The organism is Arthrobacter sp. lap29 (assembly GCF_032458965.1).
GTDB lineage: Bacteria > Actinomycetota > Actinomycetes > Actinomycetales > Micrococcaceae > Specibacter > Specibacter psychrochitiniphilus.
The window spans coordinates 164,587-179,917 of sequence record NZ_JAUCEK010000001.1 but is presented as its reverse complement, the minus strand read 5'-3'; the positions used below and the strand labels follow the sequence as shown (position 1 = coordinate 179,917).

Annotated in this window: 11 protein-coding genes, 1 tRNA gene and 1 pseudogene; 2 read left to right on the top strand and 11 right to left on the bottom strand. The window is 60.1% G+C overall.

The genetic code is table 11. The features are described 5' to 3' along the window. Positions 1 to 11: 11 nt before the first annotated feature. The 4 genes from RY113_RS00805 to RY113_RS00790 all read right to left on the bottom strand — a co-directional run bounded on the left by RY113_RS00805 (position 12) and on the right by RY113_RS00790 (position 4,609). Positions 12 to 236, bottom strand: coding sequence for an AMP-binding enzyme (locus RY113_RS00805; protein ID WP_211315151.1), 225 nt, complete (start codon positions 234 to 236; stop codon positions 12 to 14). Between the two features lie 98 nt (positions 237 to 334). After that, positions 335 to 1,201, bottom strand: coding sequence for a crotonase/enoyl-CoA hydratase family protein (locus tag RY113_RS00800; protein WP_315912956.1), 867 nt, complete (start codon positions 1,199 to 1,201; stop codon positions 335 to 337). Beyond that, positions 1,201 to 3,381: a 3-hydroxyacyl-CoA dehydrogenase NAD-binding domain-containing protein gene (locus RY113_RS00795; RefSeq protein ID WP_315912955.1), complete on the bottom strand. Its 2,181-nt coding sequence runs from the start codon at positions 3,379 to 3,381 to the stop codon at positions 1,201 to 1,203. The genes RY113_RS00800 and RY113_RS00795 overlap by 1 nt, the downstream gene beginning before the upstream one ends. A gap of 4 nt (positions 3,382 to 3,385) precedes the next feature. Beyond that, the gene (locus RY113_RS00790) at positions 3,386 to 4,609 is read right to left on the bottom strand and encodes an acetyl-CoA C-acetyltransferase (protein ID WP_315912954.1); all 1,224 of its coding nucleotides are present in this window, start codon (positions 4,607 to 4,609) and stop codon (positions 3,386 to 3,388) included. Positions 4,610 to 4,926: 317 nt separating this feature from the next. Between RY113_RS00790 and RY113_RS00785 the strand changes: the two genes are divergently transcribed. Beyond that, positions 4,927 to 5,805, top strand: a complete 879-nt coding sequence (locus tag RY113_RS00785; RefSeq protein ID WP_315912953.1) for an enoyl-CoA hydratase-related protein — start codon at positions 4,927 to 4,929, stop codon at positions 5,803 to 5,805. Next, complete coding sequence (locus RY113_RS00780; RefSeq protein WP_315912951.1) at positions 5,769 to 6,416, top strand: TetR/AcrR family transcriptional regulator; 648 nt, start codon at positions 5,769 to 5,771, stop codon at positions 6,414 to 6,416. Before RY113_RS00785 ends, RY113_RS00780 begins: the two co-directional genes overlap by 37 nt. Positions 6,417 to 6,447: 31 nt before the next feature. Here RY113_RS00780 and RY113_RS00775 read toward each other — a convergent pair whose 3' ends face one another. The 7 genes and pseudogenes from RY113_RS00775 to RY113_RS00745 all read right to left on the bottom strand — a co-directional run bounded on the left by RY113_RS00775 (position 6,448) and on the right by RY113_RS00745 (position 15,286). Further along, positions 6,448 to 7,353, bottom strand: coding sequence for an NAD(P)-dependent oxidoreductase (locus RY113_RS00775; RefSeq protein ID WP_315912949.1), 906 nt, complete (start codon positions 7,351 to 7,353; stop codon positions 6,448 to 6,450). Next, positions 7,337 to 8,614 (bottom strand): AMP-binding protein, encoded by a 1,278-nt coding sequence (locus RY113_RS00770; protein ID WP_315912948.1) that lies wholly within the window; start codon positions 8,612 to 8,614, stop codon positions 7,337 to 7,339. The genes RY113_RS00775 and RY113_RS00770 overlap by 17 nt, the downstream gene beginning before the upstream one ends. A 1,062-nt stretch (positions 8,615 to 9,676) precedes the next feature. Then, the gene (cls, locus tag RY113_RS00765; RefSeq protein ID WP_315912947.1) at positions 9,677 to 11,134 is read right to left on the bottom strand and encodes a cardiolipin synthase; all 1,458 of its coding nucleotides are present in this window, start codon (positions 11,132 to 11,134) and stop codon (positions 9,677 to 9,679) included. A gap of 108 nt (positions 11,135 to 11,242) precedes the next feature. Next, positions 11,243 to 11,422 (bottom strand): hypothetical protein, encoded by a 180-nt coding sequence (locus RY113_RS00760; RefSeq protein WP_315912946.1) that lies wholly within the window; start codon positions 11,420 to 11,422, stop codon positions 11,243 to 11,245. Positions 11,423 to 11,486: 64 nt separating this feature from the next. Beyond that, positions 11,487 to 11,765: pseudogene (locus RY113_RS00755) on the bottom strand (ISL3 family transposase); the annotation flags it as partial. Positions 11,766 to 12,129: 364 nt separating this feature from the next. Further along, a tRNA-Met gene (locus RY113_RS00750) sits at positions 12,130 to 12,203 on the bottom strand. A gap of 143 nt (positions 12,204 to 12,346) precedes the next feature. Next, positions 12,347 to 15,286, bottom strand: a complete 2,940-nt coding sequence (locus tag RY113_RS00745) for a UPF0182 family protein (RefSeq protein WP_315913336.1) — start codon at positions 15,284 to 15,286, stop codon at positions 12,347 to 12,349. Positions 15,287 to 15,331: the final 45 nt, after the last annotated feature.

The window sequence follows — 15,331 nt, the reverse complement described above, 5'->3', positions numbered from 1 at the left end:
TCTCGGGGAATTCAAAGCTGGCAGAATCTTGTACCCGGCAATATGTTCACGGCAAAAGTCCCGCAGTGTTTCGGCAGTGGCATCTGCCCCGGCGCTAGGACAACCACTGCGTGCACGCGCTCACCGTAGTGCTCATCCGGGATGCCAATGACGGCCGAGGAGGCCACCGCCGGGTGCTTGCTCAAAGCGTTTTCCACCTCTGCCGAGTACACAACCTCCCCACCGGTGACGATCATGTCCTTGAGTGAGGTACATGAAAAGCTCCTTTTGGTAAAAAACGACTCTGACTTTTATCGTGGATATGCCATCATGACCCTTGAATCCCTTGAAGCCTCTAGTGACCCATGAACACTCCCGGACGGCGCTCCCCCATCGCAGCTACGGCCTCAAGTAGGTCCTCACTGTGCAAAAAGGCGGAGTTCCACAGGGAGACGTGGCGCAGCCCGCGGGCCACAATTTCTTCCCTATCTTCGTTCAAAATAGCCTTCGTGCCTGCCACAGCCAGCGGGGAATTGGCGGCGATTTCCCCCGCCATACCTAGCGCTGCTTCCAGAAGTGCCGCCGCGTCCGGATACATGTCATTGACTAGGCCGATCCTGCCGGCCCGCTCCGCCGTGATGTCCTTGCCTGTCAGGGCAAGTTCCCGCAGCGCACCCTCGCCAATGATGCCGCGCAGGCGCTGGAGACTTCCAACGTCGGCAACGATCGCCAGCCGTGCCTCACGGACACTGAACTTCGCATCAGCTGAGGCCAGCCGTACATCCGCAGCGCTGATCAGGTCTACCCCGCCGCCAATGCACCAGCCGGACACGGCGGCAATGACGGGTTTGCGGCACAGGGCAACGGAGGTGATGCCGGCCTGCATTTCCCGGATCAGCCCGAGCAGTTCCGTTCGCTGGGCTGCTTGGGCCACGGATCCCGGCCCCAGCTTGCCAAGCCAGCCACCCAGCACCTCCGCCACGTCAAGGCCCGTACTGAAGTGATTACCGGCACCCGTGAGCACCACGGCCCGGACGGATTCATCGGCGTCGAGCGCGGCAAAGACCTGCGGCAGTTCTGCCCAGAAGGCGCGCCCCATCATGTTCCCGCGGCCGGGACCCACCAGATTCACGACGGCGACACCCGGGGTGGGTGCCGTATCAACAGTGAACGCCGTCCAAACTTGGGTGAAAGCGGGACCGGCCGCGGCAAGAGGGCTCATCAGTAAGTTTCGCCCTTCTCAGCCTTGGCCACCAGAGAAGCCGGGGGGAGGAAGTGTTCGCCATACTTGGCCGCCAGCTCACGTGAGCGGGCCACGAAACCTGCCAGGCCACCGTGGTACCCGTTCATGTACTGGAGCACACCGCCGGTCCAGGCCGGGAAGCCGATGCCCAAGATGGAGCCGATGTTAGCGTCCTCCACACTGCGCAGCACGCCCTCATCCAGGCACTTGACGGTTTCCAAGGACTCGGCGAAAAGCATGCGCTCCACCATGTCCTGGAACGGGATTTCCGCTGTGCCGCCGTAGGTTTCCTTGAGCCCTTCCCAGAGTCCTGTGCGGTGACCGTCGGCATAGTTGTAGAAGCCGGCGCCGGCGAGTTTGCCCTTGCGCTCAAACGTTTCAATCATCTGATCCACTACGTCGTAGCCCGCATGGTGGCGGTATTTTTGCACCCCATTGTCTGCGTCCAGGCCAGCTTTGGTTTCCTTTTGAATCTTGGAAAGGAGGCTCAGGTTCAGTTCGTCTGCCAGCTGCAGCGGGGCCGCCGGGTAGCCAGCCTGCAAACCGGCTTGTTCGATGGACGGCGCAGCGAGGCCTTCGCCGAGCATGGCAATGGCTTCGTTTATGAACGTGCCGATGACACGGGAGGTGAAGAAACCGCGGGAATCGTTGACCACAATGGGGGTCTTGCGGATTTGCTGGGCAATATCGAATGCCTTGGCCAGGGTTTCATCCGAGGTGTTTTTACCGGCGATGATCTCCAGCAATGGCATCTTATCCACGGGTGAGAAGAAGTGCAGGCCAATGAAGTTCCCCTGATCTTTCACCCCCTGCGCCAGTTCGGTAATGGGCAGGGTGGAGGTGTTGGAGCCGAGCACGGCGTCCTCCCCCAGCAGGTCCTGGATCTCCGCAAACGCTGCCTGCTTCACCGCCACGTTTTCAAAGACGGCCTCGATGACAAGGTCCGCCCCGGCCACGTCCGCCGCCGTTGCGGTGGGGGTGATCTTTGCCAGCAGTGCGTCTGCGGCCTCCTGGCTCTGCTGGCCGCGTGAGACGGCCTTGTCGGTGAGGGTCTTGGAGTAGGATTTGCCGCGTTCCGCCGCTTCAAGGGAGACGTCCTTCAGGACCACGTCCATGCCGCCGCGAGCACACACATAGGCGATGCCCGCTCCCATCATGCCGGCGCCGAGTACGGCGACCTTCTTGGCCGTGTACTTTTCAAAGCCCTTGGGTCGGGACCCGCCGGCGCTGATGTGGCCCATGTCAAAGAAGAACGCCTTGATCATGTTGGTGGATACTGCCCCAGTCACCACTTCCACGAAGTAGCGCGATTCAATCTCCAGGGCCGTGTCCACATCCACCTGGGTGCTTTCCACAGCGGCGGCAAGAATGGCGCGTGGGGCCGGGTAGTTGGCACCCTTGAGCTGCTTGCGCAGGTTGGCCGGGAACGCCGGCAGATTCGCGGCGAAAGCGGGCGTGCTGGGGGTGCCACCGGGGATCCGGTATTTGGGCACGTCCCACGGCTGCACGGCGTCCGGGTTGGCTGCGATCCACGCCTTCGCAGCCGGAATGAGTTCCTCCACCGTGTCCACAACCTCGTGAACCAGGCCAACCTCGAGCGCCTTGCGGGGCTTGTACTTCTGTCCCTGCAGCAGCACCTTCATGGTTGCGTCAACAACACCCATGAGACGCACGGTGCGCACAATGCCACCACCGCCGGGCAGCAGTCCCAGCGTGACTTCCGGTAGTCCGATGACCGAGCCGCGCGTGTCCGATGCAATACGGTGGTGGGTGGCCAGCGCAATTTCCAGCCCGCCGCCCAGTGCCGCACCGTTGATGGCGGCGACCACGGGCCTACCGAAGGTTTCCAGCGTGCGCAGCTGCGCCTTGATTTGCTGGCCCAGGTCAAAGACGCTTTGCGCGTCCTCCGGGGTAGAAGAGACAAGATCCTTCAGGTCCCCTCCTGCGAAGAAGGTCTTCTTCGCAGATGTCAGCACGACGCCGGAGATGCTCTCCTTCTCTGCCACGAGCCGGTACACGGTTGCCTGCATGGAGGCGATGTAGTCAGCGTTCATGGTGTTGGCCGACTGGTTGGGGTCATCCATGGTCAGGATGACCACGCCGTCGCTGTCCTGTTCCCAGCGGATGGTGTTGCTGTGCTGCACGTTGTCCTCACTCATCGTCCTAGACCCTCTCAATCAAAGTTGCCACGCCCATGCCGCCGCCAATGCACAGAGTCACCACGGCCCTGCGCTTATCGGTGCGTTCAAGTTCGTCCAGCACGGTGCCCAAAATCATGGCGCCGGTGGCGCCGAGCGGGTGGCCCATGGCGATGGCGCCCCCGTTCACGTTCAGTTTCTCGTCCGGGATGCCCAGGTCCTTCTGGTACTTCAGCACCACGGAGGCGAAGGCCTCATTGATCTCGAACAGGTCAATGTCCGCAACGCCCAGCCCGGCCGTCTTGAGCAATTTCTTGGTGGCCGGGGTGGGGCCGGTGAGCATGATGGTGGGGTCGGCGCCGGAGGTGGCGGTGGCCACGATCCTTGCCCGCGGCTTCAGTCCCAGCTGCTTGCCGACCTCCGCGCTGCCCACCAAAACCAGGGCCGCGCCGTCAACAATTCCGGAAGAGTTGGCAGCGGTGTGGACGTGGTCAATCTTTTCCACGGCATGAAACTTTTGCAGGGCGACGGCGTCAAAGCCGCCGGCCTCACCCATCGCCGCAAAGGCTGGCCGCAGACCAGCCTGTGACTCCGGGGTTGATTCGGGACGCATATGCTCATCATGGTCCAGCACCACCAGACCGTTTTGGTCCTTGACGGGAATGACGGAGTTGGCGAAGCGGCCCTCTTTCCAGGCCTGAGCGGCAAGGCGCTGCGAGCGCACAGCGTAGGCGTCGACGTCCACCCGGCTAAAGCCCTCCATCGTGGCAATGAGGTCCGCGCCCACGCCCTGCGGGACAAAGTAGGTGTCATAGTTGGTGGCCGGGTCCATGGCCCAGGCGCCGCCGTCGGATCCGATGGGAACGCGTGACATGGATTCCACGCCGCCGGCGATGATGAGCTGGTCCCAGCCGGAGCGCACCTTTTGGGCGGCCATGTTCACGGCCTCCAGACCCGAGGCGCAGAACCTGTTGATCTGCACGCCGCCCACCGTGTCCGGCAGGCCGGCGGCGATGACGGCGGTGCGAGCAATGACGGCGCCCTGGTCACCGATCGGGGAGACGACGCCGAGGATCAGATCATCGATAAGGTCTTCGTCCAGGCCGGGGTGGCGAGCCCGTAAGGAGTTGATCAGACCCACCACGAGGTCGATCGGCTTGGTCCCGTGCAGGGACCCCTTTTTGCCGCGGCCGCGCGGGGTGCGGATGGCGTCATATACGTAGGCTTGCGGTGCAACTTCTTCGCTCACGTGAGCTTTCCTTCCATTGTCATCTCGTTCGCTGCAGTGCGGACGGACGGTTGGCAAAACTGACTTTTTGGTGGAACGGGTGGTTGGTGCTGCGTCAGAGGGAGGTGGCAATGAGCTCCTTCATGACCCCATTGGCGCCGCCGAATTTCTCTGCGAGCGGGTTGCCTCCTTGGTGGAAAAAACCCTCGCCAGGGATGCAACGTCGCAAAGATCTTCATCGATCCAGCGGGAAACAAGCCGAGTTGTTGACATAATGCCCATAGTGCAAGACTATTGACACCGTGTCAATAGATGGCGCAAGTCTTTACTTTCCATTCATGAAAGCGATGACCATGACAGCTGAAGTCCCCCTCCCCTACACGGCCATCAGCTACGCCGTTGCCGAGCGAATTGCCACGGTTTCCTTAAACCGCCCCGAGGCACGCAACGGCTACACGCTGACCATGGCAAACGAACTGGAGCACGCTTTTCTGGCCGCCGACGCCGATCCGGAGGTCCAGGTAGTTGTTTTCACCAGCGTTGGCAAGGACTTCTCCGTGGGTGCTGATCTGAGCGGTGGCGGCTTTGATGTGACCATGACCGGCTCCACCCAGGACTGGCAGGAACCGGCCGGGCGCTGCTCCAAAACCATCTACACCATGAACAAGCCCGTCATCGCCGCCCTGCGCGGGGTGTCCGTGGGTGGCGGCATAACCATCACGCTCTCCTGTGACTTCCGCATGGCCTCCACCGATTCCCGCTTCTCCTTCCCGTTCAGCCGCCGCGGCATCTTCCCTGAGGGGGCCTCGGTTTGGTATCTGCCACGCCTGGTGGGAGTGTCCAAGGCGAGCGACTGGATGCTGACGGGCCGGCTTTTCGGGGCGCAGGAAGCGCTCGACGCCGGACTCGTCACCTCGGTGCACGAGCCCGAAGACGTACTGGAGGCCGCCTACGAACTGGCCAGGGACCTCATCGCCAACACCTCGGAGGTCTCCACCGCCGTCATCAAGCAGATGCTCAACCGGCTGAGCGCTTTGGACTCACCCTTCCCCGTCCATGCAGTGGACTCGCGCTTGATTGCTAGCACACCAGGGCACAGTGACGCCGTCGAGGGTGTCACCTCGTTCCTGGAAAAACGCCCGCCGCACTTCCCCTTGACAGTGCCGGAGGGTATCCCGGCATGGCTGCCGTGGATGCAGACGGGCCCAACACCGTGATTCCCGATGACCGCACCGAGCCCCGCAGGCAGCGGCTGAGCCCCGATGAACGCCGTCAACAAATCTTTGAGTGTGCGCAAAAGCTGTTCAATGAACGAGCCTATGAGGACGTTTCAGCAACCGACATTGCCGCTGCTGCAGGTGTTGCCCGTGGGCTCATCAACCATTATTTCGGCAACAAGCGCGAGCTGTACTTGGAAGTCATCAAGGTCAATTCCACGGTCTCAGAGGTGGCGGTGGCCAAGCTGCCCGACGGCTCCTTTGAGGAACGTGTGGAGGTGGCGGTGGCGTGGTTCCTGGACTCACTGGAGACCTCCGGTGCCAGTTGGCTGGCGCTTGGTTCAGGCAGTATAGGGCGGGATCCGGATTTGGAAAAAATCTTGATCGCGGCGGAAAATGACTCAATTGAGCTGCTCATCGACGCCACCGGACTGGCCGGGCGCACCAAGAACCGGGAACAGATTCGGGCCATGTTCCGAATTTATACCCAACTGGTCCGCAGCGGTGGCCGCGAGTGGCTGCTGCGAAAAACTCTCACCCGACCCCAGGTCCACACGCTGCTGGCCAGCACCTTGCGCGTCATCGTGACAGAAGCCGTTCCCGCCATCTGACCCGCTTCCGCCATGACTGCGGAGGTAGTAATTACGGGTCCACGTAGAGGTCGATCATGAGCTCCGCCGCCGGATCCACGGCATAGTGCGAGAAGTCAGTCTCGCCACGGGAGCGCAGCAGTTCCTCGTCAAGGATGTTCTGCCCCGTCAACTCGCGGCTGTCGGTGGTGAGGATGGCGTGGGCAGCGTCGGCCATGATGGTGGCGTGCCGCGAGCGCCGGATCATCACCTCCCCGCCGAGAAGGTTGGCGACGGCGGCCGTGGCGATCGTGGTGCGCGGCCACAGCGTATTGGAGGCCACGCCCTGCTCGGCGAACTCCGCAGCGAAGCCCATCGCCGTCAGCGTCATGCCGTACTTGGCCAGTGTGTAGGCCGGGTTCGCACCGAGCCATTTCTGGGACATGTTCAGCGGCGGGCACAGCGAAAGAATGTGCGGGTTCAACGCCTCCAAAAGGTGCGGCAGCGCAGCCTTGGACAGCATGAAGGTACCGCGCACGTTCACATCTTGCATGAGGTCGTACCGCTTCGGTGAAACCGTCAGCGTCCCGTCCAAGGAGATGACGCTGGCGTTGTTCACCACGATGTCTATCCCGCCAAAGCGTTCCACCGTCTGTGCCACGGCGGAGGCGATGGTGTCATCGTCGCGCACGTCCCCCACCACGGCCAGCACCTGCCCGCCCGCCGCCTCAATTGCGGCGGCGGCCGTGTGGATTGTCCCCGCCAGCCGCGGGTCCGGGGTGTCAGTTTTGGCCAGAAGCACCACGTTGGCGCCATCCTGGGCTGCCCGAACAGCGATGGCCAGGCCAATGCCGCGGGAGCCTCCCGACATGAGCAGCGTTTTGCCCGCGAGGCTCCCACCAGCGGGCGGGACGGTGGCACCCGAGGCCGCGTCCGCCGTCGTGCCTGAACTATTGGAACTGCTAGATGTTGCGGTCATGGTCCCTCCAATATGGTTCGCGCAGATTGCGCTTGAGAATTTTTACGGTTGCATTGAGTGGCAGCTCGTCCACAAAGTCCACAGAAGTGGGGCACTGGTAGTGGGCCAGGCGCTCGCGGCAGAAGGCGATGATGCGCGTTTCGTCCACTGTACTGCCCGGTGCGCGGACCACAACGGCCTTGACGGTTTCAACCCAGCGCGGGTCTGGGACGATCATGACAATCCCCTCCGTCACGTCGGGATGTGCCATGAGCACGTTCTCCACTTCGGGGCAGTAAATGTTCTCGCCGCCGGAGCACAGGAGCTCTGGCTGAACGGATCGGCAATCCGAATGTCCACCCCAGGAAGGGGCCTTGCCCGCAGATTGCAGAACCTCGGGCCGGGGCGGGTTCCTATGGTCTTCGTTCTGGAGCATGGCGCCGATCATAGTGGCGGCCGAGGTTTCACGCAGGTGGACAATTTCGGCACCGGCATAAATGCCGACTTGGAAGTAGCAGGAGCCGCCCACATGAAACATGGGCATCCCCACCATGGTCATCTCCCCGGGCTTCATCCCAAACCCTGCTTTGACAACCACACTGTGCTCGTTGACGCTTGCGTGCGTCAGTTCCATGCCCTTAGGTTTGCCGGTGGTCCCGGAGTTATACATGAGCAGGACCGTATCCTGGCGCCCGACGCCGGAATAGTCAGCCCCCGCTGTGGAACCGTTTGATCCGGTTGCAACTGTTGCACCGACAACACCGGTTGCCAGGAACTGCTCGTAGTCACAGTGCTCGCCACCGATGGCAACCATGCGCGGCAGCGGCGTTTCGGCTTCGGCTTTCGCCAGCACACTTTTCAGCTCGGCACCGTAGAACACCATTTTGGGTCTTGAATCTTCCAAGATGTGGGCCAGTTGGCTAGGCCCAAGCCTGAAGTTGCCCACCACGGTGCCGGCACCGAGAGCCGAGGCGGCAAAGGTGAGTTCCACAATGGCCAGGTGATTCAGATCGAAGGAAAGAGTCCTGTCCTCGCGTTTGCTGCCGGCCTTCGCCAACGCGTCGGTCAGCTGCAGAATTCGGGTGCGCCATTGCGCCCAGGTGTAGCTGGTTTCGCCCAATACTGCGGCGGTAAGGTCGGGTGTGCGCTGTGCCCAATGGTCGAGTCTGTCTCGTGGAAACACTGGCTGAGCGAGGGTTCCAAGCGTTATGGCGGGCCTTTCGTGGGCGCCAGTGCCGGTGTGAGCTGAGGGAGGGTGATCCAGACTGCTGTGTGATGGCATTGTGTGCGCGAATCTAGCAACAGTACAGCGATCGGAACCGAGCCAGACCCCAACCATGGCTCCTCCGGAACCAAGGTCCTTTTCAGTTTGGCTGCAGCCGTCATTGTACTGCTCGGGACTGGCCGCATTTCCTCAAGTCTGGGCCCAGTCTTTCAGGCATTAGTGCTAACGATTTGTGCCTACCCCGTGAAGCAGCAGCTCATGGCTCGTGGTGCCCCAGTGTTAAAGCTGGCATGGCAGACATCCTGTCCGTCTAAGCCATGCTCGGGGCATTTTGTAGCCTCATTGTGGATCTCTGGCGTTCAACTGAGCTGGGTTCTGCCGCAAATCACCCCACAGGTCGCCGAATTCCATGCAGATCTGAGAGTCTTCCTGCACAACACCTTTGGCATCGCGGACAAGCAAGTGCGTGCAATTGCCGATTCAATTGACCTTCGCGTACTCCTGAACACTGCATCCAACCTGCTTGGCGGTGTGATGAGCATTGGCTCGGGCGGACTTTTCCTGCTGCTGCTGGTGATATTCATGGGCATCGACGCCAACTACTTCCCCACTATCCTTGCTGTGGTCAAGGAAAAGCGTGCCCCGGTCGTGGTGGCCCTGAGTAACCTCGCGAAATTGTCCCGCTCATTCATGATCATGACCACTATTTTCGGCGCCATTGTTGCCGTCTTACACTTGATCCTGCTGCTTGCGCTGGGTGCGCTGGGTGCCATCATGGCCCTTTTAGCCGGCGGCCTCCCCACGTTCATCGCCGTGGTGGCCTTCTACGGTGTGACTAATTCGCTGATCCAGTCGCTCATCCAGCCCAAGTTCGTCTCCGGCTCGGTCAATCTGAACATGACCTTGACCTTCCTGTCAGCCATCTTCATGTCCGCACTCTTGGGACCACTCGATGCTCTCATGGCCGTTCCGCTCACACTGTTTGTACGGGCAGTTTTGGTTGATGCGCACCCGCAAGCCACCAAGGGCCCCAAGACCGGGCCACGGCTGAACCTGCCACTAGTGAGAGAGCGTTGTGAAAAAACGCGCCATTGGTGCGATAGCGTCGGAGGGGGCAGGCTATTGCAGGTTGGAGGTCAGCCGGGCCGCGCTGTCCCAGAACTTCTCCCACCGGGGCCGCTTGATCCAATCATGGAGTTCAAGCTCGCTGCTGTTGGCCCTGTACCTGTCCTCCACTTCGCGCATCTGTGTCACGAAGGTGGCACTGTGGATCAATACCGATATCTCCATGTTCAGTGAGAACGAGCGGATGTCCATGTTTGACGAGCCGATCACTGCGACATCCGAGTCGATGCTGAAGTGCTTGGAATGCAGCACTTCCGGGGATTTATACAGGTAGATTTTTACGCCGGCGCGCAGCAACGCCTCGTAATAGGAGCGTTGGGCATGGTAAACCATCGCCTGGTCGCCAATCTCGGAAACGAATAGTTCCACAGACAGGCCGCGCCCGGCCGCACTGATGATCGCCAACAGCACTGATTCTTCCGGTACGAAGTAGGGGCTGGTAATGCTGACCCGCTCGGTGGCCTGGTGAATCATGGAGACGAAGAGTTTCAGGCTGTTGTCGTTTTCAAAGCTGGGACCGCTGGGCACCACCTGGGCATCCACCAGGTGCGACGCCTGGTCCAGCACAACCGGTGAGGTATCCAGTTCCAGCAGGACATTGGTTTCACTAAACCAGTCGGTGACGAAAACGGCGTCGAGCTCGCGCACCACAGGGCCGTGGACCCGCATCATCAATTCGTGCCAACGAAGCCCGCGGGAGATGTTTTTTTTCTTGTTGTAACTCTCATGAACCATGTTTTGCGATCCAGCAAAGCCCACCTGCCCGTCGACCACCACCAGTTTGCGGTGGTTGCGAAGATCCACCCGCTGCCAATTCCCTTTCCACGGACGCAAGGGCAGCATAGCGTGGTATTCGGCACCCATCACAGCCAGCCGCGACAAGGTCTCCTTCCTGCCAGGGTTCATCAAGGAGGCCAGGTGGTCGCTGAGCACCCGCACTGTCACGCCCCGCTGGCAAGCTCGCTCCAACGCATCAAAGAAGGGCTTGGTGGCTGCATCGTGGACCAATATATAAAATTCCACGTGCACAAAGCGCTGTGCCGCATCAATCTCACGGGCCATGGCGGCAATGGAGCCATGGTAGTCCGGGAGCAATTCAACGCTGTTGCCGCCCACCATGGGCAACGCGCCCAAGTTGTTGTTAAGGGTGACCAGCGTGGAAAGGCCCTTGGGCCAGTCTTCCCTGTGGCTGTGCTGGTCAAGCCCCTCGGTGCGGGCCAGAATCAACTCGTTGACGTGACGTTGCTTGTCCCTGCGGGCCTTTGGCAGCCGGGTGAAACCCACCAGCAAAAAAGCCACGATACCCACGTAGGGGATAAAGATAATAGTGAGCATCCAGGCAATGGCAGTAGCTGGCCGTCGCCGGGCAGAAATGTATGCCACGGCTACGGCGCCCAAGACCACATGTCCTGCCAGCAGCAGCCAGGCCAGTGCATCGTGGTTATTGAACATTGCGTTCCGCCGCTTTCGTAGGTTCCCGTCATGGAAAAGACACCTGCAGACCCGTACGGAGTCCGCAGCCGTCTTCGCTGATTCTAGCGTTTTGTGGTGCCAAAAAGGTCAGGCAAATGCTTTGGCTTTCAGCTGTGCGTATTCGCTCCCAGTAATGGTTCTGGCATTGAACAGCGACTTCACTGCAGAAATCTGGTCTGCGGGACTCTGGGTGCTGGCCACGAAGCGCAAGCATTCCCCGCCTTGCTGCTGCGCCGAGGTTGCAGCCTGCTGACTGCGCTTGGTCATGTAGTTGCCTCGGGCGATGAGGTACACAAACTCGTCATAATTGAGAGTTTTGTTTCGGTCTGAATCAGCTTGATTCCAGCAGTGATCTGGTGACGTAGTTGGTGAGGTTGCGGAAGCCGAGTGCGAATCCTTGGAGGTATTCCAGTCCTCCATTAATTATTTCAGTTGAGCCATTGGACGTTCCGGGTAGGTCCAAGGAGGCCAACACATCAACGGCCAATACGCCTCCCAAGCGTGTTTTTCTCTCAGTCAGTAGATCGGCACGGGTGAGCAGTGTTCGCAGTGCTTTATAGCGGGGTTCGCCGGCACATGCGCGATGTCCGCACGTTACTTGCTGAATGCGTCAGCGGCCGCCGTTACAGCGCTGCTGGCGGCCATGGTCCTGGCGCGGGTTCTCACGATTGGCCACGCCCACCGTTCCATGGTGTGACAAGCCCTGATTCTGGTGGTTCGCATGATTCCACTCTCAGCGTTCATCACCCAGACCGGCACAGCCAAGATGCTCGCGGATGGGATGCTCACGTTCACCGGAGACGGCAGCCCGTACCTTTTGCTACGGGGTATTTTCCTAGTCACCGCGGTCTTGTACATCTCATCAGCAATACGGCAACGGAGTTCCTGGTGCCGTTCTGAGACTGCCTGCGTTCCAGCACACTGGTGAAAAACAGAAAACCCCCGGTCCGAGGACCAGGGGTTTTCTTGTGGAGTTACGGGGACAGGATTTGAACCTGTGACCTCCGGGTTATGAGCCCGGCGAGCTACCGAACTGCTCCACCCCGCGATGTGATTATTACTTTACCGTCCATTCGCCCGCAGGTAAAACTGAGAGCACGTGACCTTCGTCTCCCTGGCGAAATTGGGCAGAAAAAGGCCCGGCCACCATGAGGTGACCGGGCCTTTTACTCTTCAATGACGACGGCGGCGCTAGGGTTTGGCGCTCTCCTTTGCCGAAGGCGTGGCCTCCGGAGTGGACGGCACTACCGCCGCGCCCTCAGCAGCAATCGCTGCGGCAATAGCGGTTTCCAGGGCCTTCTGCGCGGTTCCATAAGCGGCAAAATCGCCCTTCGCGAGAGCGGCCTGCCCGGCTTGCAAAGCCGCATTGGCATCACTGAGCGCCTTGGCCAGCGCCGTATTCTCACCACCCGAGGGAACTCCAGGCTTATCCGTAGAAGTACCTCCGGTACCCTCACCCTTGTTCACACCAGCATCACCGGCAACAGCACCGGAGTCACCGCCAAAGAGCTTGTCCAGTGCCTCGTTCAACGTGGCGGCGTAACCGATCTTGTCGCCGAAGGCCACCAGCACACGCTGCAATGTGGGATATGAAGTGGAGCCCGTTGACTGGACATAAACCGGCTGCACGTACAGCATGCCACCACCCATGGGCAGTGTGAGCAGGTTGCCGTTGATGACGTCAGACTGTCCCAGTTTCAACACGTTCAGCTGTTCGGACACTGTGGGGTCTGACTGGAAGGTGTTTTGCACCTGTCCGGGGCCAGGCACCTGGGTGGCATCCGGCAGCTGCAGTAGTTGCAACTTGCCGTAATCGGGGCTCTTGACACCCTTGACGTTGCCGGCATCACCATTTGCGGCCATGAAGCCGTACAGAATGTTGCGGGAGTCGGTGTTCTTGACTTCCTGCGGTATGAAATCGGTAGTCAGGGAGAACGCAGTCTTGTCCTGGCCAGGCATCTTCAATGACAGGTAGTAAGGGGGCTGCTTGTCAGTGGCCTTGGTAGTGGGATCGTCCGGGACGCTCCAGGCCAGAGTGTTCTTGAAGAAGTTGGTCGGATCAGTGACGTGGTAACGGCCCATCAGCTCACGCTGAACCTTGAACAGGTCTTCGGGGTAGCGCACATGGGACATGACGTCTGCCGACATTTCCGTAAACGGCTTCACCGTGGTGGGGAAAACCTTCTCCCACGCCTTCAGGATCGGATCTTCCGCATCCCACGCGAACAGCTCAACGGAACCATCGTAGGCATCCACAGTGGCCTTGACGGAGTTGCGGATGTAGTTGATGGATGCGTTTGGCAAGGGCGCAATGCCGCCGGCAACTGTCAACGAGTCAGTGGTGGCTTCCTGCAACTGCTGCTGCTGGGAATAAGGGTAGTAGGAACTTGTGGTGTAGCCATCCACAATCCACTTGACCTTGCCATCAACAATAGCCGGGTAGGGGTTGCCATCCAGCGTCAGATACGGGGCAACCTTGGCAACACGTTCTGCAGGGGTGCGATCATAGAGGATTTGAGATTTCTCATTGACACCGTTGGTGAGTAGCAAATCAGTTGACTGGAACTTCAACGCATACATGGCCCGGTTGAACCAGTTACCCACGGTAGGACCGGCATTGCCCGTGAACGTTGTCAGTGTCTCATCCGAGGCATTGTCCGTGGCTGCTGCAGCATTGCCTTGGGGACGGTCAAGCTCAATGGGGGCGGTTCCACTGGGGGCGCCAACAACCGAATAGTCGGTGGTTGACTGTCCGAAGTAAATGCGCGGCTGGTAGCTAGTATCAGTGCCCAGCACACCTTCGGAGGGGACGCCGGCCTGCATAAACTCTGGTTTGCCGTCGGCAGTAACGGTGTTGCCGTAGGCGGCAACCACACCATAACCGTGGGTGTAGACCAGGTGCTGGTTGTACCAGCTTTGCTGTTCCGGGCTGATACCGGCAGGGTTCAACTCGCGCACAGCAATTACGGCGTCCTGGACCTTGCCGTCAATGGTGTACCTGTCAACGTTGAGCGTCTTGGGGAACTTGTAGTACGGGCGGTACTGTTCCAGCTGCGCAAACGTTGAGGAGATCAGGTTCGGGTCAAGCAGGCGGATGTTGGCCGCGGTGTCTGCGTCCTGGCGTAGTGCCCCGGCCTCCGCCGTGATGGTTGCGTTATAGGGAGTCACCTCCATACCAGTCAGCCCATAGGCATCACGGGTCATGTTGATGTTGCGTTCAATGTAGGGCAACTCCACGCTTCCTTCGGAAGGTTTCACCTGCCACTGCTGAATGGCCCATGGGTACAAGCCGCCGGCCACGATGGCTGTGACAACCAGCATGCCGGTACCAATCAGAGGAAGTTTCCACTTGCCCATGAAGGCGGCAACAATGAAGAGCACCGCAACGATGAGGGCGGCGGCAGCAAGAATGGCTTTGGTGGGGATGACCGCATGGACGTCGGTAAACATGGCACCGGCACGGTAACCACCATTGTCCTGCAGTGTGGCGTAACGGCCCAGCCAGAAGTTGCCAGCCAGCAGGAGCAGGAAAATCCCAGCCAAAATGGCGATGTGGATCTGCGCCTGTCGGGAGGCGAAGATGCCACGCTCTGTCAGGCGGATTGCCCCGTATAGGTAGTGGGTCAGTATGCCGGCAATGAAGGCAATTACTGTGACACTTATGAGCATTCCCACCAGGAAGCCCAGGAACGGCAGCGTGTTGGTGTAGAAGCTGAGGTCCAAACCGAATTCGGGATCCGTGGTGCCAAACGGCACGCGGTACAGGAACAGCATGACCTTTTCCCACTGGGACATGGCTGCGGTGCCGGCAAACAAGCCAAAGACCACGGGCACACCAACCATCACCACACGGCGGATCGGTTCCAATTGGAGTTGGTAGCGGTTGAGGTTGTCCTCGTGCTCACTGTCCGGGGCGTAAACGGGCCGCGCCTTGTAGGCGGCTCGAATGGAGAAGTACACCCCCAGGGCCATGATCAGGAACGCTGCTAAGAAAATCAGTATCTTGGCAATGCGTTCGGTCCAGAAAACCTCGGAATAACCTATCTGGTTGAACCACAGCAGATCGGTGTATACCCCGGAGAAAAAGAGCAGTGCCACGACCAGCACCGCGACAACAATGATGGTGGGCATCAATGCGCTGCGACGTTTGGGCCGGACGGACTTGCTCGGCGGCGG